This window comes from Anderseniella sp. Alg231-50 (assembly GCF_900149695.1).
In the GTDB taxonomy this organism is placed as follows: domain Bacteria; phylum Pseudomonadota; class Alphaproteobacteria; order Rhizobiales; family Aestuariivirgaceae; genus Anderseniella.
In genome coordinates, this window is record NZ_LT703004.1 from 177,596 (window position 1) to 204,121 (window position 26,526).

25 protein-coding genes are annotated in these 26,526 nt (G+C 56.5%); 16 read left to right on the plus strand and 9 right to left on the minus strand.

Features of this window, described 5'->3' with window-relative positions; genetic code table 11:
• The first annotated feature begins 23 nt into the window (after nucleotides 1-23).
• The 4 genes from DHN55_RS13430 (at nucleotide 24) to DHN55_RS13445 (ending at nucleotide 3,836) form a co-directional block, all read left to right on the plus strand.
• The gene (locus DHN55_RS13430; RefSeq protein ID WP_108882004.1) at nucleotides 24-1,517 is read left to right on the plus strand and encodes a tyrosinase family protein; all 1,494 of its coding nucleotides are present in this window, start codon (nucleotides 24-26) and stop codon (nucleotides 1,515-1,517) included.
• 65 nt (nucleotides 1,518-1,582) lie between these two features.
• Nucleotides 1,583-2,068, plus strand: coding sequence for a hypothetical protein (locus DHN55_RS13435; protein ID WP_108882005.1), 486 nt, complete (start codon nucleotides 1,583-1,585; stop codon nucleotides 2,066-2,068).
• Between the two features lie 44 nt (nucleotides 2,069-2,112).
• Nucleotides 2,113-3,360: a S8 family serine peptidase gene (locus tag DHN55_RS13440; RefSeq protein ID WP_108882006.1), complete on the plus strand. Its 1,248-nt coding sequence runs from the start codon at nucleotides 2,113-2,115 to the stop codon at nucleotides 3,358-3,360.
• Between the two features lie 119 nt (nucleotides 3,361-3,479).
• Nucleotides 3,480-3,836 (plus strand): hypothetical protein, encoded by a 357-nt coding sequence (locus DHN55_RS13445; protein ID WP_337660285.1) that lies wholly within the window; start codon nucleotides 3,480-3,482, stop codon nucleotides 3,834-3,836.
• 112 nt (nucleotides 3,837-3,948) lie between these two features.
• On the opposite strand, the gene DHN55_RS13450 is transcribed toward DHN55_RS13445, so the two are convergent.
• Nucleotides 3,949-5,298, minus strand: coding sequence for a glutamine synthetase family protein (locus DHN55_RS13450; protein WP_108882008.1), 1,350 nt, complete (start codon nucleotides 5,296-5,298; stop codon nucleotides 3,949-3,951).
• A gap of 22 nt (nucleotides 5,299-5,320) precedes the next feature.
• The gene (locus DHN55_RS22365) at nucleotides 5,321-5,473 is read right to left on the minus strand and encodes a hypothetical protein (RefSeq protein ID WP_337660286.1); all 153 of its coding nucleotides are present in this window, start codon (nucleotides 5,471-5,473) and stop codon (nucleotides 5,321-5,323) included.
• Between DHN55_RS22365 and DHN55_RS13455 the strand changes: the two genes are divergently transcribed.
• From DHN55_RS13455 to DHN55_RS13465, 3 genes are all read left to right on the plus strand, one after another.
• A complete protein-coding gene (locus DHN55_RS13455) occupies nucleotides 5,472-6,863 on the plus strand; it encodes a glutamine synthetase family protein (RefSeq protein ID WP_108882009.1) in 1,392 nt (463 codons plus the stop codon). The two genes, DHN55_RS22365 and DHN55_RS13455, sit on opposite strands and share 2 nt — an antisense overlap.
• Entirely contained in the window at nucleotides 6,860-8,146 is a 1,287-nt protein-coding gene (locus DHN55_RS13460) for an NAD(P)/FAD-dependent oxidoreductase (protein ID WP_337660287.1), read from the plus strand. Before DHN55_RS13455 ends, DHN55_RS13460 begins: the two co-directional genes overlap by 4 nt.
• 211 nt (nucleotides 8,147-8,357) lie before the next feature.
• Nucleotides 8,358-8,534, plus strand: coding sequence for a Flp family type IVb pilin (locus DHN55_RS13465; RefSeq protein ID WP_108882011.1), 177 nt, complete (start codon nucleotides 8,358-8,360; stop codon nucleotides 8,532-8,534).
• A gap of 22 nt (nucleotides 8,535-8,556) precedes the next feature.
• Here DHN55_RS13465 and DHN55_RS13470 read toward each other — a convergent pair whose 3' ends face one another.
• The 7 genes from DHN55_RS13470 to DHN55_RS13500 all read right to left on the minus strand — a co-directional run bounded on the left by DHN55_RS13470 (nucleotide 8,557) and on the right by DHN55_RS13500 (nucleotide 15,825).
• Nucleotides 8,557-9,276, minus strand: coding sequence for a TSUP family transporter (locus tag DHN55_RS13470; RefSeq protein ID WP_108882012.1), 720 nt, complete (start codon nucleotides 9,274-9,276; stop codon nucleotides 8,557-8,559).
• A 47-nt stretch (nucleotides 9,277-9,323) separates the two neighbouring features.
• Nucleotides 9,324-10,307: an agmatinase gene (gene speB / locus DHN55_RS13475; protein WP_337660288.1), complete on the minus strand. Its 984-nt coding sequence runs from the start codon at nucleotides 10,305-10,307 to the stop codon at nucleotides 9,324-9,326.
• 5 nt (nucleotides 10,308-10,312) lie between these two features.
• Nucleotides 10,313-11,395, minus strand: a complete 1,083-nt coding sequence (locus DHN55_RS13480) for a polyamine ABC transporter ATP-binding protein (protein WP_108882013.1) — start codon at nucleotides 11,393-11,395, stop codon at nucleotides 10,313-10,315.
• A gap of 6 nt (nucleotides 11,396-11,401) precedes the next feature.
• Nucleotides 11,402-12,277 carry an ABC transporter permease subunit gene (locus tag DHN55_RS13485; RefSeq protein ID WP_108882014.1) on the minus strand — a complete coding sequence of 292 codons (876 nt, stop codon included), beginning with the start codon at nucleotides 12,275-12,277 and terminating at the stop codon, nucleotides 11,402-11,404.
• Nucleotide 12,278: 1 nt separating this feature from the next.
• Nucleotides 12,279-13,169, minus strand: a complete 891-nt coding sequence (locus DHN55_RS13490; protein ID WP_337660289.1) for an ABC transporter permease — start codon at nucleotides 13,167-13,169, stop codon at nucleotides 12,279-12,281.
• 70 nt (nucleotides 13,170-13,239) lie between these two features.
• Nucleotides 13,240-14,310: an extracellular solute-binding protein gene (locus DHN55_RS13495; protein ID WP_108882015.1), complete on the minus strand. Its 1,071-nt coding sequence runs from the start codon at nucleotides 14,308-14,310 to the stop codon at nucleotides 13,240-13,242.
• A 138-nt stretch (nucleotides 14,311-14,448) separates the two neighbouring features.
• The gene (locus DHN55_RS13500; RefSeq protein ID WP_108882016.1) at nucleotides 14,449-15,825 is read right to left on the minus strand and encodes an aminotransferase; all 1,377 of its coding nucleotides are present in this window, start codon (nucleotides 15,823-15,825) and stop codon (nucleotides 14,449-14,451) included.
• Nucleotides 15,826-16,142: 317 nt separating this feature from the next.
• On the opposite strand from DHN55_RS13500, the gene DHN55_RS13505 reads away from it, so the two are divergent.
• The 9 genes from DHN55_RS13505 to hpnE all read left to right on the plus strand — a co-directional run bounded on the left by DHN55_RS13505 (nucleotide 16,143) and on the right by hpnE (nucleotide 26,496).
• Nucleotides 16,143-17,537 (plus strand): circularly permuted type 2 ATP-grasp protein, encoded by a 1,395-nt coding sequence (locus DHN55_RS13505; protein ID WP_108882508.1) that lies wholly within the window; start codon nucleotides 16,143-16,145, stop codon nucleotides 17,535-17,537.
• Entirely contained in the window at nucleotides 17,537-18,493 is a 957-nt protein-coding gene (locus tag DHN55_RS13510; protein WP_108882017.1) for an alpha-E domain-containing protein, read from the plus strand. Before DHN55_RS13505 ends, DHN55_RS13510 begins: the two co-directional genes overlap by 1 nt.
• On the plus strand, nucleotides 18,490-19,302 hold the full coding sequence (locus DHN55_RS13515) for a transglutaminase domain-containing protein (protein WP_108882018.1): 813 nt from the start codon (nucleotides 18,490-18,492) through the stop codon (nucleotides 19,300-19,302). Before DHN55_RS13510 ends, DHN55_RS13515 begins: the two co-directional genes overlap by 4 nt.
• A gap of 312 nt (nucleotides 19,303-19,614) precedes the next feature.
• On the plus strand, nucleotides 19,615-20,349 hold the full coding sequence (locus DHN55_RS13525; protein WP_108882020.1) for a proteasome-type protease: 735 nt from the start codon (nucleotides 19,615-19,617) through the stop codon (nucleotides 20,347-20,349).
• Between the two features lie 2 nt (nucleotides 20,350-20,351).
• Nucleotides 20,352-21,170 carry an alpha/beta fold hydrolase gene (locus tag DHN55_RS13530; RefSeq protein WP_108882021.1) on the plus strand — a complete coding sequence of 273 codons (819 nt, stop codon included), beginning with the start codon at nucleotides 20,352-20,354 and terminating at the stop codon, nucleotides 21,168-21,170.
• Nucleotides 21,167-22,018, plus strand: a complete 852-nt coding sequence (gene hpnC, locus DHN55_RS13535; RefSeq protein WP_108882022.1) for a squalene synthase HpnC — start codon at nucleotides 21,167-21,169, stop codon at nucleotides 22,016-22,018. Before DHN55_RS13530 ends, hpnC begins: the two co-directional genes overlap by 4 nt.
• Before the next feature lie 319 nt (nucleotides 22,019-22,337).
• Nucleotides 22,338-24,260 carry a 1-deoxy-D-xylulose-5-phosphate synthase gene (gene dxs, locus DHN55_RS13540; protein ID WP_108882023.1) on the plus strand — a complete coding sequence of 641 codons (1,923 nt, stop codon included), beginning with the start codon at nucleotides 22,338-22,340 and terminating at the stop codon, nucleotides 24,258-24,260.
• Nucleotides 24,261-24,286: 26 nt separating this feature from the next.
• Nucleotides 24,287-25,219 (plus strand): presqualene diphosphate synthase HpnD, encoded by a 933-nt coding sequence (gene hpnD / locus DHN55_RS13545; protein ID WP_108882024.1) that lies wholly within the window; start codon nucleotides 24,287-24,289, stop codon nucleotides 25,217-25,219.
• Nucleotides 25,220-25,233: 14 nt separating this feature from the next.
• Entirely contained in the window at nucleotides 25,234-26,496 is a 1,263-nt protein-coding gene (gene hpnE / locus DHN55_RS13550; protein WP_108882025.1) for a hydroxysqualene dehydroxylase HpnE, read from the plus strand.
• Nucleotides 26,497-26,526: the final 30 nt, after the last annotated feature.

A 26,526-nucleotide genomic window follows, 5' to 3' on the forward strand; every position in this document is an offset into this window, starting at 1 on the left:
CCAGAAACCAACAGGAGGACAAAATGATCACTAGACGCACAATGCTAAGGACAACTGCCACCGCTGGCGCTTTGGCTTTTGCAGCAAACATGCCCGGCCTCCAAGCTTTGGCTCAAGGTACGGTGCCACTGCGGCGCAGCGTGGGTGAACTGGCCCTCAACGATCCTATTATCGAGACTTATCGCGAGTTCGTTGCGAAAATGAAGGAAAAGCCGTCCAACCAACCGGCCAGCTGGATCGGCTTTTCTGACGTCCACGGGACAGCCTCAGGCGGTTTCAATCTGTGTCCACATGGGAACTGGTACTTCCTGCCGTGGCATCGCGCCTATCTTCAGATGTATGAAATCATGGCCCGAGACACGACCGGCAATCAGGATTTCGCGATGCCCTATTGGGATTGGACGGCTGACCGGCAAATCCCTAAGGCTTTCTCGGATCCGACACTCACAAACGGTGATCCGAACCCGCTTTTTGACTCGTCCAGGACCATGCCTGCCAATGCGTCGCTACCCGACCATGTGGTCGGTCAATCGCAAGTGATGGATGGCATATTTTCCGAAACAAACTTCGAGACTTTCGCAACAACCAGGCCCGCAGGCCAAAATAACCTGGATCCATCCTGGATTACCGGAGGAGGCGGAAGTCAAGGAGCTATGGAAGGCAATCCGCATAATCAGGTTCACTGCCGAGTTGGCGGGGATATGTGTTCTGCGATCTCGCCGCAGGATCCGATCTTCATGATGCATCACTGCAACATCGACCGTATCTGGGCGGCGTGGAATGCCCTGGGCAGAACGAACACGACCGATCCTCTATGGCTCGATATGCCTTTTACCGACAACTTCATCGCGCCGGATGGAAGCCTGTACACAAAAGTCGTCAAAGACCTCCAACAAACGGAGCCCTTGGGATATACATACACGCCACCACCACCTGATCCCATACCGGTCGATCCTGATGTCAACAACAAGTACATTGCACTCTATGGAGGAGCATCCGCCGCGCTTGCAGCTGGTGCGGGGCCTCTTCGCGTTACCGCCGACAACAGCGCAATGGCGGAGGCGCTCAAACCGCTATCGGTGGCACTGGGCGTTGATCCCAAAGCAATCGCAAAAGCCGTTGCAGTTCAGACGCCCTCTCTGGCGGCATCCTCCAACGAGCCGTCACCCCAGGTACTCGCCCTGATAAAGGATATCAAGACCAACAATACCATGGTCACCGAGTATCGGGTTTTCGTGAACTGCGATTACCTTTCGCAAGCGGTTCCAACGACCGACCCGCATTATGTCACCACATTCGGATTCTTCGGTGATCACAAAGCAGGATCCGGCAGTAGTCACAAAAAAGACCCGTCCGTTGTCGTAAATCTCACTGACACTCTCAAGGCGCTCAGCCGGCAAAAACGCTTGGTGAACGATAAGGTGACCGTGCAGATACTGCCTGTTCCGTACCCGGGTGTTCCGCTTGAGAAAGCGGGAACGGCGGTTCCTGCCATGGTTGAGATCGCCGTCATATAGTACCAACATAGGTCCGGGGTAAGTCAGATGATCTGACTTACCCCGATTTGCAAAAAGTGGGAGACATGAAGGACAGACGATTTTTCCAGGTGTTCCTGATGTGTTGTGCGACGGGGGTAACCACTTTTGCGTGCAGCGCTGAGGAACCGGAGATAGGTGAAGATGAACAAAAATTTGTAACAGCGGCCAAACCCGCTTTGATCTGCCAGTCCATCAACAGGGCAGCGTTTGACACCCTGATGGCAGGTAATGGGAGATTGACGTTAGTTGTCAAATCCTATGAAGCCGGGAACAGCCAAAGTCATGAATTCAAGGTGTCTTTGGTGAATAGTGAAACGGATGAAAAGATAATTGCTACGAGATTTGGATTGTTTCCGGGCACATCATTCAAATCTGACACGCCGGAAGATTATCAGAGGTTCCAGGTCCCAGTGGCCAGGCACAAGGATGCGTTGACCTATTCGAAACAATTATGTCTCGAGGTTTCGTTCGGCACCCCCAACGCAAAAACAAAAAATTCAGCCGCCGAGGTGGATATAGAGATCAATTAGTGATGGCGAGCATTTCGCGCTAAGTTCATGAAAGGAAGCACAATATGTCAGTCCAATTAGACGCTACACTTGCGGCAAAAGGTCATGCGAAAGTTGTTGTTGCCCTCACGTCGGAGGCTGCGGCGGCTGCCGATACCAGCTCAATTCGCAACGAGTTGGAAGATTGTTTCATGGAGCCCGATTCAAGCCAGCAGGCAAGTCTGGCGACAGCCAATATGGCTTTGTCGGCAAGTCTGAGTTCCCAGAACGTAAAACCTGCACCGAAAATGCGCATCTATCCGCATCTGGGACTGGCGCTCGGCGTTGTCGATACTGATGGTGCGCGCAGGATAGCTGAAAGCAGGGCGGCAGCGGACGTCGTTGAGGCACCCGTTATCAGTCTAATTCGTCCGGTGCTGGTCCGGCCGGGGCGCCTTACGACGCGCCCAAGTTGGGGCATCAGGCGTATCAAGGCGGATAAATTGTGGGAAAACGGGTTCACGGGCGATGGCATCGTAGTGGGCCATCTGGATACCGGCATCGATGGAAAACACGACGCGCTTGTTGATGCTATTGATGAATTTGCCGAGTTTGACTTTAACGGCAATCGTGTCGCAGGCGCGACCGCCTGGGACAGCGGCAATCACGGAACTCATACGGCAGGAACGATCGTCGGCAGACCGTCCAACGACGCCTTTGGTGTCGCGCCCAAGGCCAAGGTCGCCAGTGGAATGGTGATCGAAGGCGGACAGGTGGTTGACCGGATACTTGCCGGAATGGAATGGGTCGCCAGTAAAGGTGTACGTATTCTAAGCATGTCGTTGGGCTTGCGTGGTTTTACACCAGCCTTTCAGGTCATTGTCGATGCGTTGCGCAATGCCGATATCCTGCCGGTCATTGCAGTGGGCAATGAATTTGCCAATTCCAGCCGGTCGCCGGGAAACTATGCCAATGTTCTGTCTGTTGGCGCGATGGACCAAGACGAACTTGTCGCCGGATTTTCGAGTAGCGACAGTTTCAACAGACCCAATGACCCCCTGGTTCCCGATATCGTTGCGCCTGGTGTAGATATACTTTCCTGTATTCCTGGCAACCGGTACAGAAAGATGAATGGTACATCGATGGCAACACCCCATATTGCCGGGATGGCAGCGCTTTTGCTGCAGGCCAAGCCAAATGCCAGTGTCGGTGAGCTTGAGATGTCCATTCAGAAGTCCTGCATCCGACCGGCATCCATGCCTGAAGCCAGAGCAAACCGCGGTGTTCCTGATGCTATGGAGGCGTTCTTCCACCTGACAGGCCGTCGACTCTAAGGGCATTTCTGCGATAGGATCAAAAGCACAAGCAATCTCGTCGACCGGTTTGGGTTCTAAGCAGCTTGAACCGGTGCATGAGAACCATTACATCCGGATCTGGATAGATGAGGAGAACAATGCCCGACGATCGAGATACTACTCCGCAATGGCAAAAGGAGACTGTGGTAGAGGAGATGCGAAGGCAGGCTCTGCCCGACCGCCCCCCCACCGCCCAGGTTTTTCTGGAAGCATCAGTGGAAGTTGACAGCAATTCGATGGAAGAGTTCGCCCGCAAAATGGTTGAAGACGCGGCTGCAAAATCACATACTCAGGCCGCAGAATCGCACATCGGAAAACTACACCCTTTAGCCAAGTCTTTTTCGGTAACGGCAGACCCGGAAGTTTTTGCTGAAATTGCAAAATCACCATCAGTCAAATCGATACTGCCATCGGAAATACACGACATTTATCCAAAACCGTTTGAATCGGACTGATAAGTTATTGCGATTATCGAACTGAACAGGATTCCCGTTCGCCCTTGCTTGTGATCCATGTCTGCAAGCAGCGTAGACCATGCCAAGCTCACTTCGGCCCACATCGAGCAGATCAGACGTTGAGCAGCAGGAACTCCCGTTCCCATGACGAGATAACTTTACGATACTGCACCTGCTCTTCTTCCTTCACCGCCATGAAGGCTTCGACGAAACGCTGGCCCAGAACCGTCTTCAGCGGCTTGGAATAGTTCAGCTTGTTCATCGCATCATCAAGGTTGATCGGCAGGGAATGCGCGTAGCGGTAGGCGGAGCCCTCGATCGGGGCCGACGGCTCCAGTTTCTCCATCATGCCGAGATAACCGCACGCCAGGGAGGCGGCAATGCACAGATAGGGGTTCGCATCGGCACCTGGCACGCGGTTTTCGATACGGGTGTTCTGCGGATCGGAATTAGGCATGCGCAAGGGCGCGGTGCGGTTGTCGATGCCCCAGTGGGTGTTGGTGGGGGCATCGGAGTTCGGCACCAGCCGGCGGTAGGAATTGACATTGGGTGCACAAAACCCCATTGCCGCCGGCAGGTAACGCTGCAGTCCGGCAACGTGGGCCATGAACAACTTGGACGGCTTCTTGCCACGTCCCTTGAAGAGGTTTTTTCCGGTTTCGACGTCCAGCAGCGACTGGTGCAGGTGCATTGACGAACCCGGTTCATCCTGATGCGGCTTGGCCATGAAGGTGGCATAGACATCATGCTTCAGCGCCGCCTGGCGGACAGTACGCTTGAACAGGAACACCTGGTCGGCCAGCTCCAGCGGATCGCCATGGTTGAAATTAATCTCCAGTTGCGCCGGTCCGCTTTCATGACTGATCGTGTCGATATCAATCTCCTGCGCTTCGCAGAAGTCATAGATATCCTCAACAATCGGATCAAATTCGTTGGCCGCGTCTATGCCATAAGCCTGGCCAACCTTCTCCGCCCGGCCACTGGTTCCAATGGGCGCCTCGAGCGGATAGTCCGCATCCAGGTTCTTCTTGACCAGATAGAACTCCAGTTCAGGTGCCACGACCGGCTTCCAGCCCTGCTCGGCATAAAGCTGCAACACCTGCTTCAAAACATATCGCGGCGAGATGTCCACCGGATCACCGTTCAGGTAATGAGCATCGCAAATCACCTGCGCCGTCGGGTTGACATGCCAGGGCACCAGCTTCAGCGAATTGATATCAGGAACCAGGTAAACATCACCCGATGCATCCGAGACCGGTGAATCCTGCCACGAATACTTGCCTGTAACGGTCAGAATAAAGATATCTTCCGGCAACCGCATCGAGGTACTGCCGATACCTTTGAGAAATTTCTTGGCCGGCAGTATCTTGCCGCGCGGTGTTCCTGCGGGATCAGGAACAAGGCACTCAATCTCATCAATGTTGTGTTTCGCGAACCATTCTTCAAATTTTGCTATCGACATGAACCACCAGAAGTAATGGCGGTCACCAGCCTGTTGCTGCCGAGCCGCCCGGAAAATTCATCATAACCTGATCGCTTGACGAAAAAAATGCCTTCATTGACAATGGTGGATAAGGCATGAACAGGTTCGATGGCGTACCCGCTTTGCCGAATTTTGTTTTCTGAAGGTATTTCATGAACTCCCCAACCAAGCCCGACAGTGAGGCGATCGCTTTCCTCGCTGACAATCCCGACGTGGTGACGATCGACATGCTGATCCCCGATATGAACGGGATACTGCGCGGCAAGCAACTGACCCGCGACTATTTGCCGAAACTGTATTCCGAAGGCGCCAGGATGCCGGGATCGAACTATCTCCTGGACTGGACCGGGCGCAATGTCGAGACCTTCGAATACGGCACCAGTGACGGCGATCCGGATTATCTGTGCTTTCCGGTCGCGGGCACGCTGACCTACATCCCGTGGGCCAAACGCCCGTCCGCCCAGGTGATCGCATCGATGGTGGATGCAAATGGTGATCCGCATTTTGCAGATCCGCGGCATTTGCTGAAAACGGTGCTCGACCGTTTCACGGAAATGGAGCTGACGCCTGTCGTGGCCATCGAATATGAGTTTTACCTTATCGACCAGGACGCGGCGGCCCGGGGCGAAGTCGTTCCGGCGCGCTCAGGCGAAACCGGATGGCGGGCCAGCACAACCAATGTCTATTCCATGGATGACCTGTATGACTTCGAGAGCCTGCTCGACGAAATCCAGGAAGCCTGCAAGGACCAGAACATACCTGCGGAAACGTTTGTTTCCGAGTACGCGGCCGGGCAATTCGAAATCAACCTGTACCATACGGACGACGCTCTCAAAGCGTGCGATCAGGCAATCATGCTGGAGCGCTGCATCAAGGCGGTTGCCCGCAAGCACGGCACCATTGCCAGTTTCATGGCCAAGCCCTTTGCAGAACAGGCCGGATGCGGCCTGCACATTCACTGCAGCCTGCTCGACAAGGACGGCAACAACATCTTCCTCGGGCCCCATGACCAATCAGTGGACCGGCCGATCTCCGACAAGCTGCGCAGCGCCATAGGCGGACTGCTGGAAACCATGCAAGAAGGCATGGCGATATTTGCACCCAACGCCAATTCCTACCGGCGCTTGCGGCCTGGCACCTATGCGCCGGTGCGCGGGCTCTGGGGCGGCGACAACCGTACGGTTCCGCTGCGCATACCCGGCGGCAGCGACAAGGCGATCAGGGTTGAACACCGCGTGTCAGGTGCCGATGCCAACCCCTATCTGGTCATGGCGGCGGTGCTGGCAGGCATTCACCACGGCATCACCAACAATGTCGTACCGCAGGACCCGATTACCGGTGACGGCTATGAAAGCGAAGACGGCGTGGACCTGCCGATCAGGTGGCCGGTTGCGCTGAAGGCGTTCGAAGACGGCACCATTCTGAAACGTTATTTCGGCGAGAAATGGTGCGATGCGTTCCACACCGCGCGGTCATTCGAGGCAGACGCTCATCACTACACCATCCATCAGCTCGATTATGAATGGTACCTGCGCACCTCATGACCGACAGATCCCTCGACCAGCCGACCTATTATGCAGAAACCGCCAACCGGCAGGTTGCAGCATCTGACAGCTCTGCGGTGCCGGACAAGGTCGATGTCTGCGTGATAGGTGCAGGTTTCACCGGTCTGTCCGCAGCCCTGGAACTTGCCCTTCGCGGACGCTCGGTCGCGGTGTTTGATTCAGGCCCGGTCGGATGGGGCGCCACAGGGCGCAATGGAGGCCAGGTCTGCACCGGGTTTTCACCCGGTATGGAAGGCTTTGAAAGACAACTCGGAGCAGCAGATGCGCGCATCTGCTTCGATGTTGCCGAACAGGGCAAGCGGTTGATCGAGGCCCGTGTCAGGAAACACAATATTGACTGTGACCTGACCTGGGGGTTCCTGCACGCAGCAGCTCGCCCAAGTCATATGTCAGGCCTTGCTGAACACATGGAAGAGCTGGAGAAGTATGGCGTGAAAGGCTGTACAATGCTGGATCGCGGGGAACTGGCGGCAAAAATCGGCAGCACGGCATATCACGGCGCACTGCGTGAACAGGATGCAGGCCATATTCACTCCCTGAATTACGCCCTGGGTCTCGCCGATGCGGTACTTGGCAATGGCGGGCAGATATTCGAAAACACTGAGGTCGGCAGCATTGAAGGCGGCAGTTCCCCTGCCCTCAAGCTGAGGTCGGGGAAGACGGTTGCATGCAATCAGATAGTTGTGGCCTGCAACGCCTACCTTGGCTCGCTGGTTCCCGGCCTCAACCATCGCGTGATGCCTGTGGCCAGTTATGTCGTTGCAACCAAACCGCTCGGCGAGGAACGCGCACGCAGCCTGATCCGCGACAATGAAGCGGTTTGCGACAGCAATTATGTTGTCGACTATTTCAGGATGACTGCGGATCACCGGCTGCTGTTTGGCGGCCGGTGCAGCTATTCCGGCATTCATCCGCGCGACCTGGGCGCCAACATGCGACCCAGGGTGCTGTCTGTTTTCCCGCAACTTGTTGATGTAAAGATGCAATATGCCTGGGGCGGTCATATTGGCATTACTCATAACCGGTTACCCAATATGGGACGAAGTGACGGCTCTATCTACTATGCGCACGGGTTCTCCGGACAAGGTGTTGTGCTGGCCGGTATGCTGGGCAAAGTGCTGGCGGACGCCATTGCCGGTGATACGGGGCAGTTCGACATATTTGCCCGTATACGTCACTTGCCGTTTCCAGGTGGTATGCTGCGCAGACCCGCTTTGACGCTCGGCATGCTGTATTATCGAGTACGGGATTTGCTGTCCTGAGCCAGTTTTCTGCCGAATATCTTCCAAATGCATAAAATTTTATCAAATTTCGAAGCATCTCCATAAATACAACCGGGACCAAGCATTTTTGTTCAGAATTCGTTTATATATGTGACGGATTATCAGTGTCGCTGAAAAACGAGGCAGCGGACCGGGGCCTGGGGTCACGAGAACACGCGGCTCATACGAATTGGGCAAACGGAGATTAGACATGTACAAAACAATTGCCGAGTTCATGAGCAATGAACGCGGAGCCACCGCAATTGAGTACGCGTTGATCGCAGCAGCGACCGGCGCGGCGCTGATTGTCTCGATGCCGACCATTGGCACAGCGGTACAAGATCTGCTCACTCCTCTTGGAGTAGCCTTGGCCGCTATTATAGGTTAGATCAGGGTCATGTTGCCCGACCCTAGAGCAGTCCCTTGCGCAACAGGTTCAGCGCCATGATGAAGAGGCCTGCCATGAGAACTTTTCGAAACGTCTCCGGCGCCATGGCGTCCTGAAGCTTGAAGCCAAGCCACATGCCGACAAACGCCGGTATGCAAGCCACGGTCGAAATGGCGGCCACGGCGGGCGTAATTGTGCCGTTCAGAATGTATCCGGCCAGAAGTGGCATGCTGCCGATGGTGAATGTTACCCCGACCGAAGGAGACCACTTGTTCTTCGGCACACCGGACGCCAGCAGAAACATGGTTATGGGCGGACCGTAGACCGAAGTCGCACCTCCCAGGGCGCCCGATACCACACCGACAATCGCACCCACCGGTTTTTCAACACTGGCCGGAACGCTCGGCTTCCAGGGTGATACGTTCGCCATCACAAAGACCAGCAGGGCAAGGCCAAGCCCGGTCACGATAACCGACGACGACAATTGCGTTGCAAACAGCGCGACTGTGAACAAGGTCGTGAAACAGGTGACAATGAGTGGCCAGAACCGCAACAGGGCTTCCAGAAGTTCATCTGCGCCGGAACGCATGGCCATCTGCAGGTTGGTCAGGAATATCGGAATGACAATCATCGCTACCGCCAGCTTCGGGTCCAGCAGCATGACCATGATTGATATGCCGACCAGCGGCAGAGCCACTCCGATGATGCCCTTGCACACTCCGCCGACGAACATCGCCAGCATCACCAGTATGACCTGGACAGGCGTGAACCCTTGCGTGAAAAACTCGATCAGCTGGTCATCTCCTCAGGCCGGGCACCTGCCGCATAAGCCTTGAGACACAACAGCTCCGCGGCAATCATGGCCGCAGCGTTCGATGTCATCTCGGCATGATCATAAGGTGGCGATACCTCAACCACGTCCATACCGACAAGGTCCAGTCCCTTCATGGCGCGAATGACAGACAGGGCCTGATAACTGGTAAACCCGCCAGGAACAGGCGTACCGGTACCCGGTGCCGTCGCAGGATCAAGAAAATCAATGTCGAACGTCAGGTAGGACGGCCCCGTACCCAGGCGCTCGCGTATTTCGGCGGCAACCTCTTGCGCGCTCATGTCATGGACCTGGTCTGCAAACAACACTTTCATGCCCATTGCGTCTTCGCCCTTGAAACAGGTGCGGATACCAACCTGAATGGACCGGGCCGGGTCAACAATGCCGTCCTGCAGCGCCAGGGAAAACATGGTGCCATGGTCTATTCGGTTGCCGGTCTCAGGTTCCACATCGCGATGGGCGTCAAACTGCACAAGGCCCAAAGGCCCGTGTTGTTTAGCAACAGCTTTCAGCACCGGATAGGTGATGTAGTGATCGCCGCCAAAGGTCAGTGGACACACGCCTTTTGATACGATCGCGCTGATGTGCTTCTCGATAACACGTGGCACGTCCTGCTTGCGGCCCCAGTCGAAGAAGCAATCGCCATAGTCGACAACCGCCAGGGTTTCAAACGGATCAAACCGCCACGGCCATACCGGGCCCCATGAATGCTGGGCCGATGCCTGGCGTATGCCCTGTGGCCCGAACCGTGTGCCGGGCCGGTTGGTCACGGCCTGGTCGAACGGTATGCCGGTCACGGCAACATCAACACCTTTGAGATTGCGGGTGTACTTGCGGCGCAGGAATGACAGGGCGCCCGCATAACTTGCCTCGATTGAGGACCCCATAAGATCCTTGCGGCGGAATGCGGCATCGCCCAGCGATGACTTGGGTGTCGACACGAATTTTACTCCTGAAGGATGAGCGTATCAGATGGATGCCAGCTTACATGAACCTCGCGGCCGTTTTCCAGCAAGCCCGCTGCAGCACGGTCGTTCTGCACATTAACCGCGAGCTCCAGGCCGTCCGCGCACGCGACGAAAACGTTGCTGACGTCGCCATAATAAGCGACATCGCGAATGACGCCCTTGGCGGAAAAATCAGAACCAGAAGCCGGCGCAGTGTCGGACAGGACGAGTTTCTCGGGCCGCACAGCCAGTGACACGCTGCCTGACGCGGTCCCCTCATGCGGCACAACAACCCGGCCCAATCCCTTCGCCTGACAGGTTACCCCCGTCTTTGAGGCCCCGGAGACGGTTGCATCAATCAGATTGATCTTGCCGATAAAGTCGGCCACGAAACGCGAGTGCGGCTTTTCGTAAAGTTCCTCCGGACCGGCGATCTGGCGCACGCCACCCTTCTCCATGACCGCGATGCGATCCGCCATCGACAGGGCTTCATCCTGGTCATGGGTGACAATGATGAAGGTGATGCCGATGACCTGTTGCAGGCGTGCCAGTTCAAGCTGCATGTGCTCGCGCAGCTTTGCATCAAGAGCCGACAGCGGTTCATCGAGCAGCAGCACCTTCGGGCGTTTGACCAGGGCCCGGGCCAGAGCAACACGCTGGCGCTGGCCGCCGGAAAGCTGGTCAGGCTTGCGGTCGGCCATGGCGCCCATCTGGACCATTTCGAGGGCTTCTTCGACACGCGGCAAAATTTCAGCCGCGGCAACACCGGTTACCTTCAAACCATAGGCGACATTGTCGCGAACGGTCATGTGCGGAAACACGGCATAGGACTGGAACACCATGTTCACCGGGCGCTTGTTGGCCGGTACGCCCTCCATGTCCTGCCCGTCCACGATTATGTCACCGGTACCGGACGTTTCAAGTCCGGCTATCATGCGCAGCAAGGTGGTTTTCCCGCACCCCGACGGACCCAGTAGTGCAAAAAACTCGTTGGGTAAGATGTCGAATGAAACATCATTCACGGCAACAACGCCGGGATAGCGCTTGGTGACGTTCTTGATGGAAATGATGGGTCTTGTCATCTTGCCCTAGCCTTCGGTTTTCGATGGTGCCTGCATGCGCATGGCGATGATTGTGGCAACCAGAGTAATGATGATGAGTACCGTCGAGGCAGCATTGATGTCAGGTGACACACCACGGCGAACCAGTGAATAGACCTTGACCGGGAAGGTGTTGGTCTCGGGCCCCGATGTAAAGAATGTAATGACGAAATCGTCCAGGGACAGCGTGAATGCCAACAGCGCCCCGGCAATGACACCTGGCATCATGACAGGCAGGACCACATTCCAGAACGTCTGCCACTCACTAGCTCCGAGGTCCTTGGAGGCCTCTTCGAGTTCTCGATTGAAACCGGCAAGCCGGGCCCGAACCACAACCGCCACGAACGGAAAGCTGAATGCTACATGGGCAGCGGTTATGGCTCCGAGGTTCAGGGGCCAGACGGAAAACAGCTCGTTCCACCAGTGGATCGGCCCCGACTCAAATCCGCGCATCCAGTTCCCGACACGGGAATACAGCACCAGCACCGCCACCCCCATGCAGATTTCCGGGATGACGATGGGAAGCGCCATGACGCCTTCAATCGCCGATTTTGCCGGAAACCGGAAGCGCCACAGCCACAGCGCGGTTGCCGTCCCTATGATGGTGGCGATCACCGTGCACATGACCGCGATAGTGATTGAGTTCACAAAGGCCTCCACGAGCGAAGCGTCATTCCAGGCCTTGGCATAATACTTGGTGGTAAACCCACGCCACACGATGGTGCGTTTTGAATCATTGAAGCTGAAGGCGATCAGCTGCGCGATAGGCGCATAGAGCAAAACGAAGGTGACTAGACCGAACCCGATCAGCCAGGGAGATTTTCCGTAGTCCAGCGGTCCGCGTTTCGACTTGCGTTGCGTCATGTCAGACCCCGACCCCGCCCTTCATGCGCGCACCGATAAAGGCGCGCAGCGCAAGGGCTGCAAAAGTGACGTACATCAGCAGGAACGAAAGGGCTGCACCAAACGGCCAGTCATTTGCGGCCTTGAACTGATCGGTGATGACATTGCCGATCATGATGGCGTTGGTGCCCCCCAGCAGGTCCGGCACCAGGAACATTCCGAGCGTCGGGATGAACACCAGGATGATACCTGACACGATACCGGGCATGGTCAGCGGTACGGTTACGGAGAAGAACGTCCTCCACTGGCTGGCGCCGAGGTCAAGACTGGCTTCGAGATAGGACCGATCAAGCCGTTCGATTGTGGCATACAGCGGCAACACCATGAACGGCATGAACACGTAGACCATGCCGATAACCACCATGCCGTTGTTGTAGAGCAGTTCAAGCGGCTGAAACGGACCAATGAGTTTGTCCAGGAACGCAACGTTCCACAGCCATTCCAGGGTGAAGTTGAGCGAGCCGCGGGTACGGAATACCGCTATCAGCGCATAAGTGCGGATCAACAGGTTTATCCAGAACGGCAAAATGACCAGCATCAGCAGCAATGGCCGCCATCTGGCCGGTGAAAAACAGATGCCGAACGCGACCGGATAGGCAATCGCCAGACAGACCGCGGTTGAGATGAAACTAATCCAGACGGACTTCCAGATTATCTTCAGATAAACGGCTTCGAACGACCGGATGTAGTTGGCCAGCGTACCGGTGATTTCAATGTCGATGATCGAGGTTTTCTCACCGAACGACATGCCCCAGATGAGGGCAAGCGGGATCAGGAAGAACACTAACAGCCATACCACCCCGGGCAACCCAGTTACCCAGAATACAGCCTTGTTCTGTTTCCAGTTTTCCACCCGCCCAGCACCTTGAAACAGGAAGGTCAGGACATTGTCACCTGACCTTCCCGATGTTTGTCACACCAGATCAGGCTGCCTGGATACGGGTCCAGGATTCGTTGCGCAGCTTGGTCTTTTCTTCCGAGTAGAGCGAAGCCTCGCACTTGGCGATAACCTCGTCAGGCGGGAAGATGCCCGGATTGCCGGTGTATTTGGCATCCATCTTGGCCTTGGCCGCCGCGTTTGCGGTCGCATACTGAATGGTGTCCGCGATATGTACACCGGCATCAGCGTCCAGCAGGTAGTTGATGAATGCATGTGCGTTTTCAGGGTGAGGTGCGCCCTTTGGAATGCAGACGCAATCCTGCCACAACAGGCTGCCTTCGCCCGGCACGGAATAACTCAGATCATCGTCCTCGCCCATCACCTGGATGATATCGCCGTTCCATTCCATGGCCAGGTCCACTTCACCGGACGCCAGCAGGTCCTGGCCGTTGTCGTCTGCATAGACCTTGACGTCTTTCTTGCCCTTGATGAGCAGTTCTTCGGCAGCCTTCATTTCAGCGGGAACCACCGAGTTGAACGAATGACCCAGGTATTGAAGGGTAACGCCGATTACGCTCTCGCCATCGCCCAGCAGGGAGATGCGGCCAGCGTTTTCACTGCTGTCCAGCACCGCCTTCCAGCTTGATGCGTCCTTCACCTTGGACTTGCGGTAACCGATCCCCATCGTGCCCCACATGTAGGGCACGGAGTGTTTGCGTCCCGGATCGAATGTCGCATCCTGGAAGGCATCGGCAACATTGGCCGTATTCGCAATCTTCGATTTGTCCAACTCATCCAGCATGCCGGCGGCAATCATGCGCTCAACATAATCGTTGGTCGGAATGATCACGTCGTAGCCGGGATTGCCTTCCTTGAGCTTGGCGAACAATTCGGCGTTGTCGGCATACAGATCCATTTTCACTTCGATGCCGGATGCCTTGTTGAAGTCAGCCAGTGTGGTCTCGCCGATATAGGTGTCCCAGTTATAGAAGTTGAGCTTCTTCTCCTCTTCGGACATCGCGAAACGCGGCATCATGGTCAGGCCGATAAAGGCAGCACCCGATCCCTTAAGAACGGACCGGCGCGATGCACGGAACTTTGGTGTGTATGTCATTTCATTACTCCCTGTTTTAATTTTTATGACTGTTTCAACTCACCCTCAACAACCCCGCTAAAACGAGTGTTAAACACAACACCAGCCGTTTCAACGGTAGTTTTGCTTAGCATTGCCTCCGATTTTCCAACTCTGGGGTCACGACAATTCGCCTTTCACATCCGCATAGGTCGCGTCGAGCGCTTTGCGAGTGAGATCCACCCACTCGTCCACCTCCGCTTCGGTTATGCACAGCGGCGGCGAGAACACCATTGTGTCCCAGCATGCGCGCATCACCAGATTATTGTCGAAGCAATGCTCGCGGCAGATTCCGCCGACACGGCCAAGATCGTCAAACCGGGCCCGCGTCTGCTTGTCCCTGACCAGTTCAATGGCGCCAATCAGTCCCTTGACGCGGACTTCTCCAACGATCGGATGGTCACTCAATGCTCCCATTTTCTCTTCCACGTAGGGCGCAATCGCCGCGGTGTGCTCAATCAGTTTTTCATCCTGCATGATGCGGATGTTTTCCAGGGCGACCGCGCACGCTACCGGGTGGCCGGAATAGGTGTAACCGTGGAAAAACTCACCGCCCTTGTCAAAGAAATCACCGATCAACCCGTCAGAAACCGCGACCGCACCAATCGGCTGATAACCCGATGACAGGCCTTTCGCCATGACGACGATGTCGGGATCGATGCCCATGGTCTCATGACCCCACCAGTTTCCGGTGCGGCCGAAACCACAGATCACTTCATCGGCCACAATCGGAATACCGTGTTCGCGGCAGACTTTTTGAACGTAGGGCCAGTAGCTGTCCGGCGGCACGATCACACCGCCGGCACCCTGAATGGGTTCGCCGACAAAGGCTGCAACCTTGTCAGGCCCCAGTTCCTTGATTTTTGCTTCCACTTCCCTGGCCGCCTTGAGGCCGAATTCCTCCGGGCTCATGTCGCCGCCATGCTGGAACCAGTCAGGTTCAAGCACGTGATGGAAGTTGGGCAGCGGCAGCCCGCCCTGGGCATGCATGGCCGACATGCCGCCCAGCGACGCTGAAATACAGGTCGAACCATGATAGGCGCGGTGGCGTGATACTATGTGCTGGCGCTCGGGCTGGCCCTGTACCTCCCAATAGCGACGGATAAACCGCACCATCGTGTCGTTGGCTTCCGATCCTGAATTGACAAAGAAGATTTGCTTGAACCGGTCCGGCAACAGGCTGGCAACCTTCTCCGCCAGCAAGGTTGCCGGCACCGTGGTTGTCTTGAAAAACGTATTGTAGAACGGCAGGTCCTGCATTTGCCGGTAGGCGGCATCGGCAAGTTCCTTGCGGCCGTAGCCAATATTTACACACCAAAGCCCGGCCATGGCATCAAACAGCTTGTTGCCCTTGCCGTCCCAGATATGGACGCCGCTGGCCTGGGTGATGACGCGTGCACCGCCTTCACTATGCAGGCTCTTGTGGTCGGTAAACGGGTGGAAATGATGGGCGTTGTCAGCCGCAACGAGTTCTTCGATATTGAGATTTTTGTTCATGGTTGCACTCCGCAAGTCTGGTCGACAGAAAAACGCGGCAAGGGTGCCGCACACTGTGAAACGTCATGGAAAGTGCGGTTTACGGATTGAAGCCAATACGGGCACAATGCAACAGCACTTCGTCGCGTGTAACGCGCTTTGCGGTTCCGCCCAAATGCCCTGTTTTGCCAATCCTGTAGAACATGATTGGAAGACTGCCACAATTCCGCAAGCCTTGGCAACAGGATGAAAAAAGCATCACCTGCGCGTAAATTTTAGGCTTTCGATTATGTCACAATTGCGCAACAGTGTTGGTAATGGGAGATAATTTCAACGAAATGCTCGAGGCGGACGGCAGTGTTCGCCCACCTTACGCCTTACTGCACAAGTGGCTGGAGACACAGACGCCGGGCGACCTGCGCGCCAAGATTCGCGAAGCCGAATCCATCTTCCGCAGGCTTGGCATTACCTTTGCCGTGTACGGCACCGAGGAAGCATCAGAGCGGCTGATCCCGTTTGACATCATTCCGCGCATCTTCGCTGCGAGCGAGTGGCGCCGCCTTGAAGCGGGCATCGCGCAACGGGTCGGTGCGCTCAATGCTTTCATTGATGACATTTATCACCGCCGCGAAATCGTGCGCGCCGGGAAAGTGCCTGGCGACCTGGTCTTGCAGAATGAAGCCTATCTGCCGCAGATGGCCGGCCACTCCCCTGCCCGCAACGTCTACTCGCATATCATCGGAACGGATATCGTGCGTGTGGGCGCCAACGAGTTCTACGTGCTGGAAGACAACTGCCGCACACCGTCCGGCGTTTCCTACATGCTGGAAGACCGTGAAGCGATGATGTTTCTGTTTCCCGAACTGTTCGCCAAGCACCGTGTGGCGCCCATCGAACATTACCCCGAACTGCTTCGGCAGACACTGGATTCCGTCGCCCCGCCGCAGTGTGACAGTGAACCGACCTGTGTTGTCCTGTCGCCGGGCATCTACAATTCGGCGTTCTTCGAACACGCCTTTCTGGCCGATGAAATGGGGGTGCAGCTGGTCACCGGTGATGACCTGTTTGTCCAGGACGGATGGCTTTACATGCGCACAACCCGTTCACCTGTGAAAGTTGATGTGGTTTACCGGCGGATTGACGATGACTTTCTCGACCCCCTGACATTCAACCCGGCCTCGACACTGGGGGTTCCCGGCATTTTCGACGTTTACCGCGCCGGGCGGGTCACCATTGTCAACGCGCCCGGCGCCGGTATTGCGGACGACAAGGCGGTGTACTCGTTCATGCCTGACATAGTCGAGTTCTATACCGGCGAAAAACCGATCCTGAACAATGTACCGACATGGCGATGTTCGGATAGTGACTCGCTTGCTTATGTGCTGGAGCACCTGGAAGAACTGGTGGTCAAGGAGGTCCATGGCTCAGGCGGTTACGGCATGCTGGTCGGCCCGACCGCCAGCAAGAAGGAAGTGGCCACGTTCAGGCAGATACTCAAGAACCGGCCCGGCAACTACATCGCCCAGCCGACACTGGCGCTGTCTTCGTGCCCGACCTTCGTAAAATCCGGGGTGGCGCCAAGGCATGTGGATTTGCGGCCGTTTGCGCTGACCGGCGACCGGATGCGTATTACACCGGGCGGATTTACCCGGGTTGCCATGAAACAGGGATCACTGGTGGTGAACTCCAGCCAGGGAGGCGGCACCAAGGATACCTGGGTGCTGGAGGACTGATGCTTTTAGGACGCACCGCTGCATCACTGTTCTGGATGGCCCGCTACATGGAGCGGGCTGAAAACATGGCGCGCCTGATCGAAGTGAGTTATCGCATTTCACTGATGCCGAAACCGTTCCGGGCGCATCAGGACGATTGGAGCTCAACGCTCAAGAGCGCTCATTGCGAGGCCACGTTCGCAGACAAGTACGACACGGCCAGCCAGGAGCATGTCATTCAGCACCTGGTACTGGACCGGGAGAACCCGTCAAGCATTCGCTCCAGCATGGAAACGGCGCGCAACAACGGCCGCGCGGTACGCACGGCGTTGAGCCGCGATGTGTGGGAGTCGCTCAATGCCACCTGGAACGAGCTGTCGTCATTGCGCATGAACCAGTTGTCGAGCGACAAGCTGCCTGGTTTCCTTGACTGGATCAAACAACGGTCCATGCTGTTTCGCGGTGCCATGCTTGGAACCGCCCTGCGCAGGGACAGCTTTCATTTCTGCCAGGCAGGCGCATTCATCGAAAGGGCGGACAATACGGCACGGATACTGGATGTAAAATACCACATCCTTCTGCCTCGCGGCGCCGGACCGGGCAGTTCCATCGACCGCCAGCAATGGGCTTCACTGTTGCGTTCGGTTTCTGCACACCGGGCCTACAGGTGGGCTTATCGGGACGCCAGTTACCAGCCCTGGAACGTGGCGCAGTTTCTGATCCTCAATCCGGCCATGCCCAGATCGCTGTTATTTTGCTATGACTGGATCAGCAACAACACCCTTTCAGAGATTGAAGAGGAGTACGGCGACGGAACATTGCCATGTCATGAAACAGCCACTGAAACGATGAACTTGCTGGCTAATGCCAACATGGAAAAAATTTTCCAGGACGGATTGCATGAATTCCTGTCCGATTTCATTGACCGGAACAACAGGCTGACATCCGAAATCGCCGCTGCGTACAATTTCCCATGAAAATTCACATCCGCCACGCAACAACCTATCACTATGACAATCCAGGGTCCCATCTGGTGCAGCGGCTGTATCTGACACCGCAGGACACTGCCAGCCAATCGGTGCTTGACTGGACCATCGAGGCACCGGGCATGGAAGGTGCCCTTGAGTATGTCGATGCATTTGGCAACGTGGCCCACCTGACAACCCCGCCAATTGATCTGACAGAAGTCACGGTTGTTGCAGCCGGCACTGTCAGAACCACCGATAACGCCGGTGTATCAGGGCATGACCGCGGTTCGGTGCCAGTCCAGGCCTATCTTGCGAGCACACCGGCAACTGAATCCAATGCAGCCATCAAAGCGCTTGCTCACGGCCATGACCGTTTGTCAGGCATTGAACAACTGCATTCCCTTTCAGCCGCCGTACTGGACAAGGTGGCCTATGCTCTCGGTTCCACCAATGAGCACACCACTGCCGCCGAAGCCATGCGTGACGGCAAGGGTGTGTGTCAGGACCATGCACATGTGTTCATCTCGGCTGCGCGGTTGCTGGGCGTACCGGCACGATATGTATCGGGTTACATGGTCGTGGGCGAAAATGAATTTGCCGAGGCAAGCCATGCCTGGGCGGAAGCCTATGCCGCCAACCTTGGATGGGTGGGCTTTGATGTTTCAAATCAGGTCAGCCCTGACGAGCGTTATGTGCGCGTGGCGACCGGCATGGATGTCGACAGTGCAACCCCCGCAAAAGGGGTTCGCCGCGGCCTGTCGACAGGGACAGAACGAATGGACGTGGAAGTGCTTGTTGAAAGGGTCGCGGAGCAGTAGTTTACCGCTGATTCCATCAAACTGTGCGTAGGGTCAGGACCCATTAATCTTATGCAATTCTGTTTGAAAGAAAACATTCGAATGATGGTGAAAAAGCGCAAGATAAGGCTTTGTGCCTTGTCGAGCATTTTTCGCCTTCAGGCGAGTGTTTTCTATCAAACCCGAAGGGCGGGGTCTATTTTGCCCCTGACAGCGTTGAAAGGTCTTGAAAACCGGACGGTTTCCTGCGACCTCTCGCCTTGCCGGAGGCAAAATATCCTCCCGCAGAATGTATAAGATTAATGGGTCCTGACCCTAACGACCGGAAACTTCATGACATATTGTGTTGGCCTGAAACTTGAGCGCGGCCTGGTTATGGCGGCCGATACCCGCACCAATGCGGGCCTCGACAACATTGCAACCTTCCGCAAGCTGCAGACTTTCGAAGTGCCTGGAGAGCGTGTGTTCATCATGATGTCGGCCGGCAACCTCGCCGTCACGCAAGCTGTGGTCGCCATGCTGGAAGAGGAGTTCGAGCATCCCGACGAAGACGACGGGAACAGCAGCCTGAAAACAGTGGCCAGCATGTTCCAGGCTGCGAAACTTGTCGGCGAAACACTCAAGTCGGTTCGCCAGGACCATGTGGACCAGGGCCTGAGCAGCGATGCTTTTTCAGCCTCGTTCATCTTTGGCGGCCAGATCAGCGGCGAAGAACCAAGGCTCTATCAGGTCTATTCGGAAGGCAATTTCATCGAAGCCAAGGAGGACACCCCTTTTTTCCAGATCGGAGAACACAAGTACGGCAAGCCGATTCTGGACCGGGTGGCCAATCAGGACATGCGGCTGGGCGAGGCGGCAAAGCTTGTATTGCTGTCTTTTGATTCAACAATTCGCTCGAACCTTTCGGTTGGCATGCCCATAGATATGGTGGTCTACAACACCGACAATCTGAGTATTGATCGGGTGCGGCGCATTGAACAGGATGATCCCTACTTCCGCTCCATTTCGGCGAAATGGTCCGAGGCGCTGCGTTCAGCGGTCGAGACAATCGAGGAGTTTGATATCTAGCGATGATCGATTTCGAGGTCGAGTATAACAACCGTGCACGGGTGCCGGATCATGAACCGGTGATCGCCGGCTGGGCGAGCGATGCCGCAAGTTATCGCGAGGCGGCCGCGTGTGACCTGGACATTGCCTACGGCGATCATGCACGGCAGAAGTTCGATTTTTTCCCGGCCAGCGGCCGTGATGATGCACCGGTGGTGGTGTTCATTCACGGCGGGTACTGGCAGGCGCTTGATCGCACATCGTTTTCGCATATGGCATCAGGCGTGGCAGCTCACGGGCTGGATATGGCTATTCCGTCATACCGGCTGGCGCCGGACGTGAACGTTCAAGACATCATTGATGACATGCGCAGTTTCTGCCTGGCCTTGTGGAACACCCATGGCCGCAAGCTGGTCGTGACGGGGCATTCCGCCGGCGGGCATCTGGCGGCGGCAATGTTTGCGACCGACTGGACGGCTCATGACGGACCCGACGGGCTGGTCAGCGCCGGCATGGGCATCAGCGGCCTGTACGACCTGCGCCCGCTGATGCCGACCGCTATCAATCAGCGCATCGGCATCGACGGCAAGATCGCCATGCAGTGCAGTCCCCTGTTGTGGCCGTCCCCGCAACACGGCCGGTTTGAGGCCTGGGTGGGTGGCGCGGAATCACGTGAATACCATCGCCAGAGCGAAACGCTGGCTGCCGGCTGGGGCGGCGCCGGTATTGCGTGCAGCTGGCATCCGGTCGGCGACGACAATCATTTCACCGTCGTCAGGCACCTGGCAGACGGTGCAAGCGAAATGACCAGCGCATTGGTCGCGCTATGTGAACCTGCATGAGCAACCAGCCCAAGTCAGTTGAAACGCCATCCGGCAAAGGCGCGGCAGACGAGAATTTTCCGGTCGGATCGTTCCTGTTGCCCAAGCGTCTTCGCCCGCATGTGATGACCTATTATGCCTTTGCCCGGGCCATTGACGATATTGCGGACAATCCGGATGCGTTGCCGCAGGACAAGATCACCGGTCTCAATGCAATGGATGATGCCCTGCTGGGCCGTGAAAAGAACCCGGATGAATCCTTGGCCAAGGCAACGGCACTGCGCGCCAGCATGCTGGAAACCAATGTCGATCTGGCGCACGGCAGCGACCTGGTGTCTGCGTTCCGGCAGGATGCCGTGCAGAGCCGTTACAATACGTGGGACGATCTGATCGATTACTGCCTTCGCTCGGCAGCGCCGGTCGGGCGCTATCTCCTGGAGCTGCACGGCGAAGACAAGGCGCACTTTGAATATTCGGATGCCCTGTGCAATGCGCTTCAGGTGATCAACCACCTGCAGGACTGCGCTGACGATTTGCGCGAACTCGACCGCTGTTACCTGCCGCTCGACTGGTGCGAAGAAACCGGTGCAAACATAGACATGCTGCGCGAGCAGGCGTCGCCGCCCGCCTTGCGCGCAGTCCAGATGAAATGCATTGAAGGCACCGAGAGCCTGCTTCGCCTGGCTGACAAACTGCCGGGAAAACTGAACAGCAAATCACTGGCAATGGAATCCGGTGTCATCATTTCCATTGCGTGGAAACTGGTCGACAAACTGAAACGCCAGGATCCGGTTGCAAAAAGAGTTGAACTATCCAAACCACAATTCATGCTTTATGGCCTCAAAGGTGCCATAAAGGGGCTGTTCTAACAAAGACGGGCGGCGATGCATGCTCTGGGCTATAGCAACATGGCTTCTTACGAAGCCGTAAAGTTGCTATACACTTTGGAAACGATCAGGTTTATGATTTTTGATTGGTTCAATCAAAAATCATCCTGATCTTGTGTTTGAGAGACGCGACCAAGGCAGAGGTTGGCTCGCATGCGATATTGGTATAAAGAGCGGGGTCTTGTGATGCGGCTATGCTTTGATGCCAGTCGCATAATTGCACTTGGAAACTGCCGTACCTACGTAAGTGCCGACGCGCCTCGCCGATTGAAGAACAACGCAAAAAGACAAAAGAGCTGACATGCCAATATCGACACCACTGCTTGACACCATTTCGTACCCTGCCGACCTCAGAAGGCTCAAGCATGAAGATTTGCTGCAGGTGGCGAGCGAATTGCGAGCAGAGACGATTGATGCGGCTTCACAGTCCGGCGGGCACTTCGGGGCGGGCCTGGGCGTCGTAGAGCTGACGGTTGCGCTGCACTATGTCTACAACACCCCCGCGGACCGGCTGATCTGGGATGTCAGCCATCAGGCCTATCCACATAAAATTCTGACGGGCCGCCGTGATCGCATCCGGCAGATCCGCCAGTCGGACGGGCTTTATGGCTTCACCAAGCGCGCGGAGAGCGAATATGACCCGTTTGGCGCAGCACACTCTTCCACATCCATTTCGGCTGGCCTTGGCATGGCCGTCGCCCGGGATCTGAAGGGCGCAGACAACCACGTCATTTCCGTTATCGGTGACGGATCGATGAGCGCCGGCATGGCTTATGAAGCCATGAATAATGCAGGTGCGCGGGACAGCCGTATGCTGGTCGTCCTGAACGATAACGGCATGTCGATCGCACCGGGTGTCGGTGCCCTGACCAATTACCTGTCCTGGCTGGTGTCCACACACCCATTCCTGTCGTTGCGCGACATCGCCCTGCAACTATCGAAGAAATTCCCGAAGACCCTGCGCACGGCTGCAGAGCGCGTGGACGAATATGCCCGCGGCATGGTGATGGGCGGTACCTTGTTCGAGGAACTGGGCTTCTACTATGTAGGACCGGTCGACGGTCATGACCTGGAAACGCTGGTGCCCATCCTGGAAAACATCCGCGAAGCCAAGGAAGTCGGCCCGGTATTGCTCCACGTAGTGACGGAAAAAGGCAAAGGTCATCCGTTCAGCGACACCAACAAGGAAAAACATCACGCGGTCGGCAAGTTCGATCCGGTCACGTTCGATGTCAAAAAAGGCACGTCCAACGCGCCCAGCTACACATCCGTGTTTGCCCGCTCGCTGATCTCGCACGCTGAAGCAGACGACAAGATCATCGCCATTACCGCTGCCATGCCGTCCGGCACCGGCGTCGACAAGTTTGAAGAACATTTTCCCGACCGCACGTTTGATGTGGGCATCGCCGAACAACATGCAGTGACATTTGCAGCCGGAATGGCGACGGAGGGTTTCAAACCGTTCGCGGCGATCTATTCCACATTCCTGCAGCGTGCCTATGACCAGGTGGTGCACGATGTGGCACTGCAGAAACTTCCGGTGCGCTTTGCCATTGACCGGGCCGGCCTTGTCGGTCAGGACGGTGCAACCCATGCTGGCAGCTTCGACGTGGCCTACCTTGCCTGCCTGCCGAACATGATGGTCATGGCCGCAGGTGACGAAGCAGACCTGATGCACATGGTGTCGACCGCGGTTGAATATGACGACGGTCCCTGCGCGTTCCGTTATCCGCGTGGTGAAGGCATGGGCGTCGAGATGCCGGAAACAGGTACTCCGCTTGAAATCGGCAAGGGCCGCATCATGGTGGAAGGCAACAAGGTTGCCCTGCTCAACCTGGGCGGGCGCCTTGGCACCTGCCTGAAAGCGGCTGAAGATTTGAAGCAGCGAGGCATATCCACAACGGTTGCCGATGCCCGCTTTGCCAAGCCGCTGGATACGGACCTGATCGCGACCCTTGTGAAAAATCACGAACTGGTCATTACCATCGAAGAAGGGTCAATCGGCGGCTTCTCCAGCCATGTTCTGCATTACCTTGCCGCGAACGGGCTGTTGCAGGGCGGCGCCGTGGTCAAGCCAATGACCCTGCCTGACGCGTTCATCGGTCATGGTGCGCCAGACTGGCAGTACAGGCAGGCCAGGCTGGAAGCCGATGACATAGTCGTGGAAGTATTGCGCGGCCTTAAACTTGACGAGAAGGTGCTGGAATTCGCAGCCAGGAACTGATCTCGCGTCTGTAAAGAACACAGCGCGTGACCAATCAGGAACTTCACCGGGCCGGCATCTGGAAGATCATGGCAAACAACACGCAGATAGCCTCGCCTGGCGCATCACCGGCCGCCGAAGCCCGCATGATAGCCCAAACGGTGCGCGACGCATCGACATCTTTCTACTGGGCGATGCGGATTCTTCCGAAATCCCAGCGCCGGGCGATGTTCGCCGTTTATGCGTTCTGCCGCAATGTCGATGACATTGTCGACAGCGAGCAGCTTGATGAGCCGGAAAAGCGCAGGCAGCTTACCGCATGGCGCCAGGAAATAGATGCACTTTATGCAGGCCACCCCAGACGGGCGGAAACCCGCGCCCTGGAAACGCCGATGCAGGAATTGTCATTGCGCCGCGATGATTTCATGGACGTGATTGCGGGTATGGAAATGGACGCAGGCGAGCCTATTGTCGCTCCGTCCACGGAAACATTTGACCTGTATGTCGACCGGGTGGCGTGCGCTGTCGGCCGGCTGTGCGTATGCGTGTTTGGCGATCCGACGGATTACGGTACCGCTGTTGCCCATCACACAGGCCGTGCATTGCAGATCACCAACATCCTGCGCGATGTGGATGAGGATGCCGGCATCGGCCGGGTCTACCTGCCGCGCGAACTGCTGGAAAAGCATGAAGTAGATTATTCGGACCCGGTAAAAATCACCTCACAACCGGGCTATATCGCCATGTGGCGGGAACTGGCCGAAGTTGCACACGGTGAGTTTGTGGATGCCGAACAGGCGATGAACCTGTGCCGCAAGGACGTTATGCGCCCTGCCCGTATCATGAAAGCCGTTTACCAGCGCAATCTTGAGCGCATGATGGCGCTGCCGGATTCCACCCTGGCCGACCCCAAGGTGTCCAAGCGCCTGGTGGGATCGAAAGAAAAGCTGCTGATCGCCGTCCGGCACGGATTCTTTTAGGGCAACCTGCAGCGATGGCAACCGCACATATCATCGGCGCAGGCGTCGCAGGGCTTGCCGCAGCTGTTGAGTTATCCACAGCTCAATTTCGCGTCATAGTCCACGAACAATCCGGCCAGGCGGGAGGCCGTTGCCGGTCCTTTCACGACAACACACTCGACTGCATCATAGACAATGGCAACCACCTGCTGTTGTCAGGCAACAAGTCGGCACTGTCGTACCTTGAAACCATTGGCGCATCCGATGAACTGATCGGACCGCCACACGCGGAGTTTCCATTTGTCGACCTGAAATCCGGTGAACGCTGGTCGATCGAACTGGATCGCGGCCCGATGCCATGGTGGATACTCAACAAGGACCGCCGGGTACCGGGCACAAGGCTCAGCGAGTACCTCAGCGGCCTGAAACTGTTGTCGGCCGGCAACCGCACTGTCAAGCAGCTGTTCGCAGGCCAGGGCCAGCTCTACGAACGGTTCTGGGACCCGTTCACAATTGCCGTCATCAACACCAGTGCGGACCAGGCCGCAGCGCGCCTGCTGACGCCGGTGATACGGGAGACCCTTGCCAGGGGTGCAGAGTATTCAAGACCGCTGATTGCCCGCCAGGGGCTGTCTGCCACTTTTGTGGATCCAGCCATCAAATGGCTGGAAAAACGGGGCTGCGAGGTACGTTTCAATGACCGTGTGTCCGGAATCTCGATGGACGACCGGCGGGTCACAGCGCTGGAGACCGGCAAAGGTTCAGAACCGATAAACCCCGGTGACGTTGTGGTGATGGCGGTTCCGGCATGGGTGGCGAAGTCCCTTATTGCGGACGTTTCCGTTCCCGATGCGTTTGTGCCCATCGTCAATGTTCACTACCGGGTCAACAACCCACGCATGCCGTTGATGAACAAGCCCCTGCTCGGCATGCTGAACTCACTTTCGCAATGGCTGTTTGTGCGTGATGATGTTGCGTCCGTTACAATCTCCGCCGGCGACGAAGCCGCCAGCCGTGACGCGGGCGACATCCTGGACACGGTCTGGCGCGAAATTGCTCCCGAGATCGGTCAGGACCCGGACAATATGCCGGCACGCGCACGGGTCATAAAGGAACGACGTGCCACCTTCCTGGGCACCCCGGAACAACTTGAAAAACGCCCATCTCCGTCAACAAAATGGCCAAATCTCGTGCTTAGTGGAGACTGGGTAGATAACGGGCTTCCTTCCACTATTGAAGGATCGATCAGATCGGGGCAAAGCGCCGCACGACAACTGGTTCACCGCATTGCGAGTTGACTCGGGCGGCTATTTTCTTTCTTTAGGTAA

Bases quoted from the DNA above. Each gene is read 5' to 3' on its own strand.
- DHN55_RS13430 (WP_108882004.1), top strand. From the start codon at position 24: ATGATCACTAGACGCACAATGCTAAGGACAACTGCCACCGCTGGCGCT.
- DHN55_RS13435 (WP_108882005.1), top strand. From the start codon at position 1,583: ATGAAGGACAGACGATTTTTCCAGGTGTTCCTGATGTGTTGTGCGACG.
- DHN55_RS13440 (WP_108882006.1), top strand. From the start codon at position 2,113: ATGTCAGTCCAATTAGACGCTACACTTGCGGCAAAAGGTCATGCGAAA.
- DHN55_RS13445 (WP_337660285.1), top strand. From the start codon at position 3,480: ATGCCCGACGATCGAGATACTACTCCGCAATGGCAAAAGGAGACTGTG.
- DHN55_RS13450 (WP_108882008.1), bottom strand. From the start codon at position 5,298: ATGTCGATAGCAAAATTTGAAGAATGGTTCGCGAAACACAACATTGAT.
- DHN55_RS13455 (WP_108882009.1), top strand. From the start codon at position 5,472: ATGAACTCCCCAACCAAGCCCGACAGTGAGGCGATCGCTTTCCTCGCT.
- DHN55_RS22365 (WP_337660286.1), bottom strand. From the start codon at position 5,473: ATGAAATACCTTCAGAAAACAAAATTCGGCAAAGCGGGTACGCCATCG.
- DHN55_RS13460 (WP_337660287.1), top strand. From the start codon at position 6,860: ATGACCGACAGATCCCTCGACCAGCCGACCTATTATGCAGAAACCGCC.
- DHN55_RS13465 (WP_108882011.1), top strand. From the start codon at position 8,358: ATGTACAAAACAATTGCCGAGTTCATGAGCAATGAACGCGGAGCCACC.
- DHN55_RS13470 (WP_108882012.1), bottom strand. From the start codon at position 9,276: ATGCTGGCGATGTTCGTCGGCGGAGTGTGCAAGGGCATCATCGGAGTG.
- DHN55_RS13480 (WP_108882013.1), bottom strand. From the start codon at position 11,395: ATGACAAGACCCATCATTTCCATCAAGAACGTCACCAAGCGCTATCCC.
- DHN55_RS13485 (WP_108882014.1), bottom strand. From the start codon at position 12,277: ATGACGCAACGCAAGTCGAAACGCGGACCGCTGGACTACGGAAAATCT.
- DHN55_RS13495 (WP_108882015.1), bottom strand. From the start codon at position 14,310: ATGACATACACACCAAAGTTCCGTGCATCGCGCCGGTCCGTTCTTAAG.
- DHN55_RS13500 (WP_108882016.1), bottom strand. From the start codon at position 15,825: ATGAACAAAAATCTCAATATCGAAGAACTCGTTGCGGCTGACAACGCC.
- DHN55_RS13505 (WP_108882508.1), top strand. From the start codon at position 16,143: ATGCTCGAGGCGGACGGCAGTGTTCGCCCACCTTACGCCTTACTGCAC.
- DHN55_RS13510 (WP_108882017.1), top strand. From the start codon at position 17,537: ATGCTTTTAGGACGCACCGCTGCATCACTGTTCTGGATGGCCCGCTAC.
- DHN55_RS13515 (WP_108882018.1), top strand. From the start codon at position 18,490: ATGAAAATTCACATCCGCCACGCAACAACCTATCACTATGACAATCCA.
- DHN55_RS13525 (WP_108882020.1), top strand. From the start codon at position 19,615: ATGACATATTGTGTTGGCCTGAAACTTGAGCGCGGCCTGGTTATGGCG.
- DHN55_RS13530 (WP_108882021.1), top strand. From the start codon at position 20,352: ATGATCGATTTCGAGGTCGAGTATAACAACCGTGCACGGGTGCCGGAT.
- hpnC (WP_108882022.1), top strand. From the start codon at position 21,167: ATGAGCAACCAGCCCAAGTCAGTTGAAACGCCATCCGGCAAAGGCGCG.
- dxs (WP_108882023.1), top strand. From the start codon at position 22,338: ATGCCAATATCGACACCACTGCTTGACACCATTTCGTACCCTGCCGAC.
- hpnE (WP_108882025.1), top strand. From the start codon at position 25,234: ATGGCAACCGCACATATCATCGGCGCAGGCGTCGCAGGGCTTGCCGCA.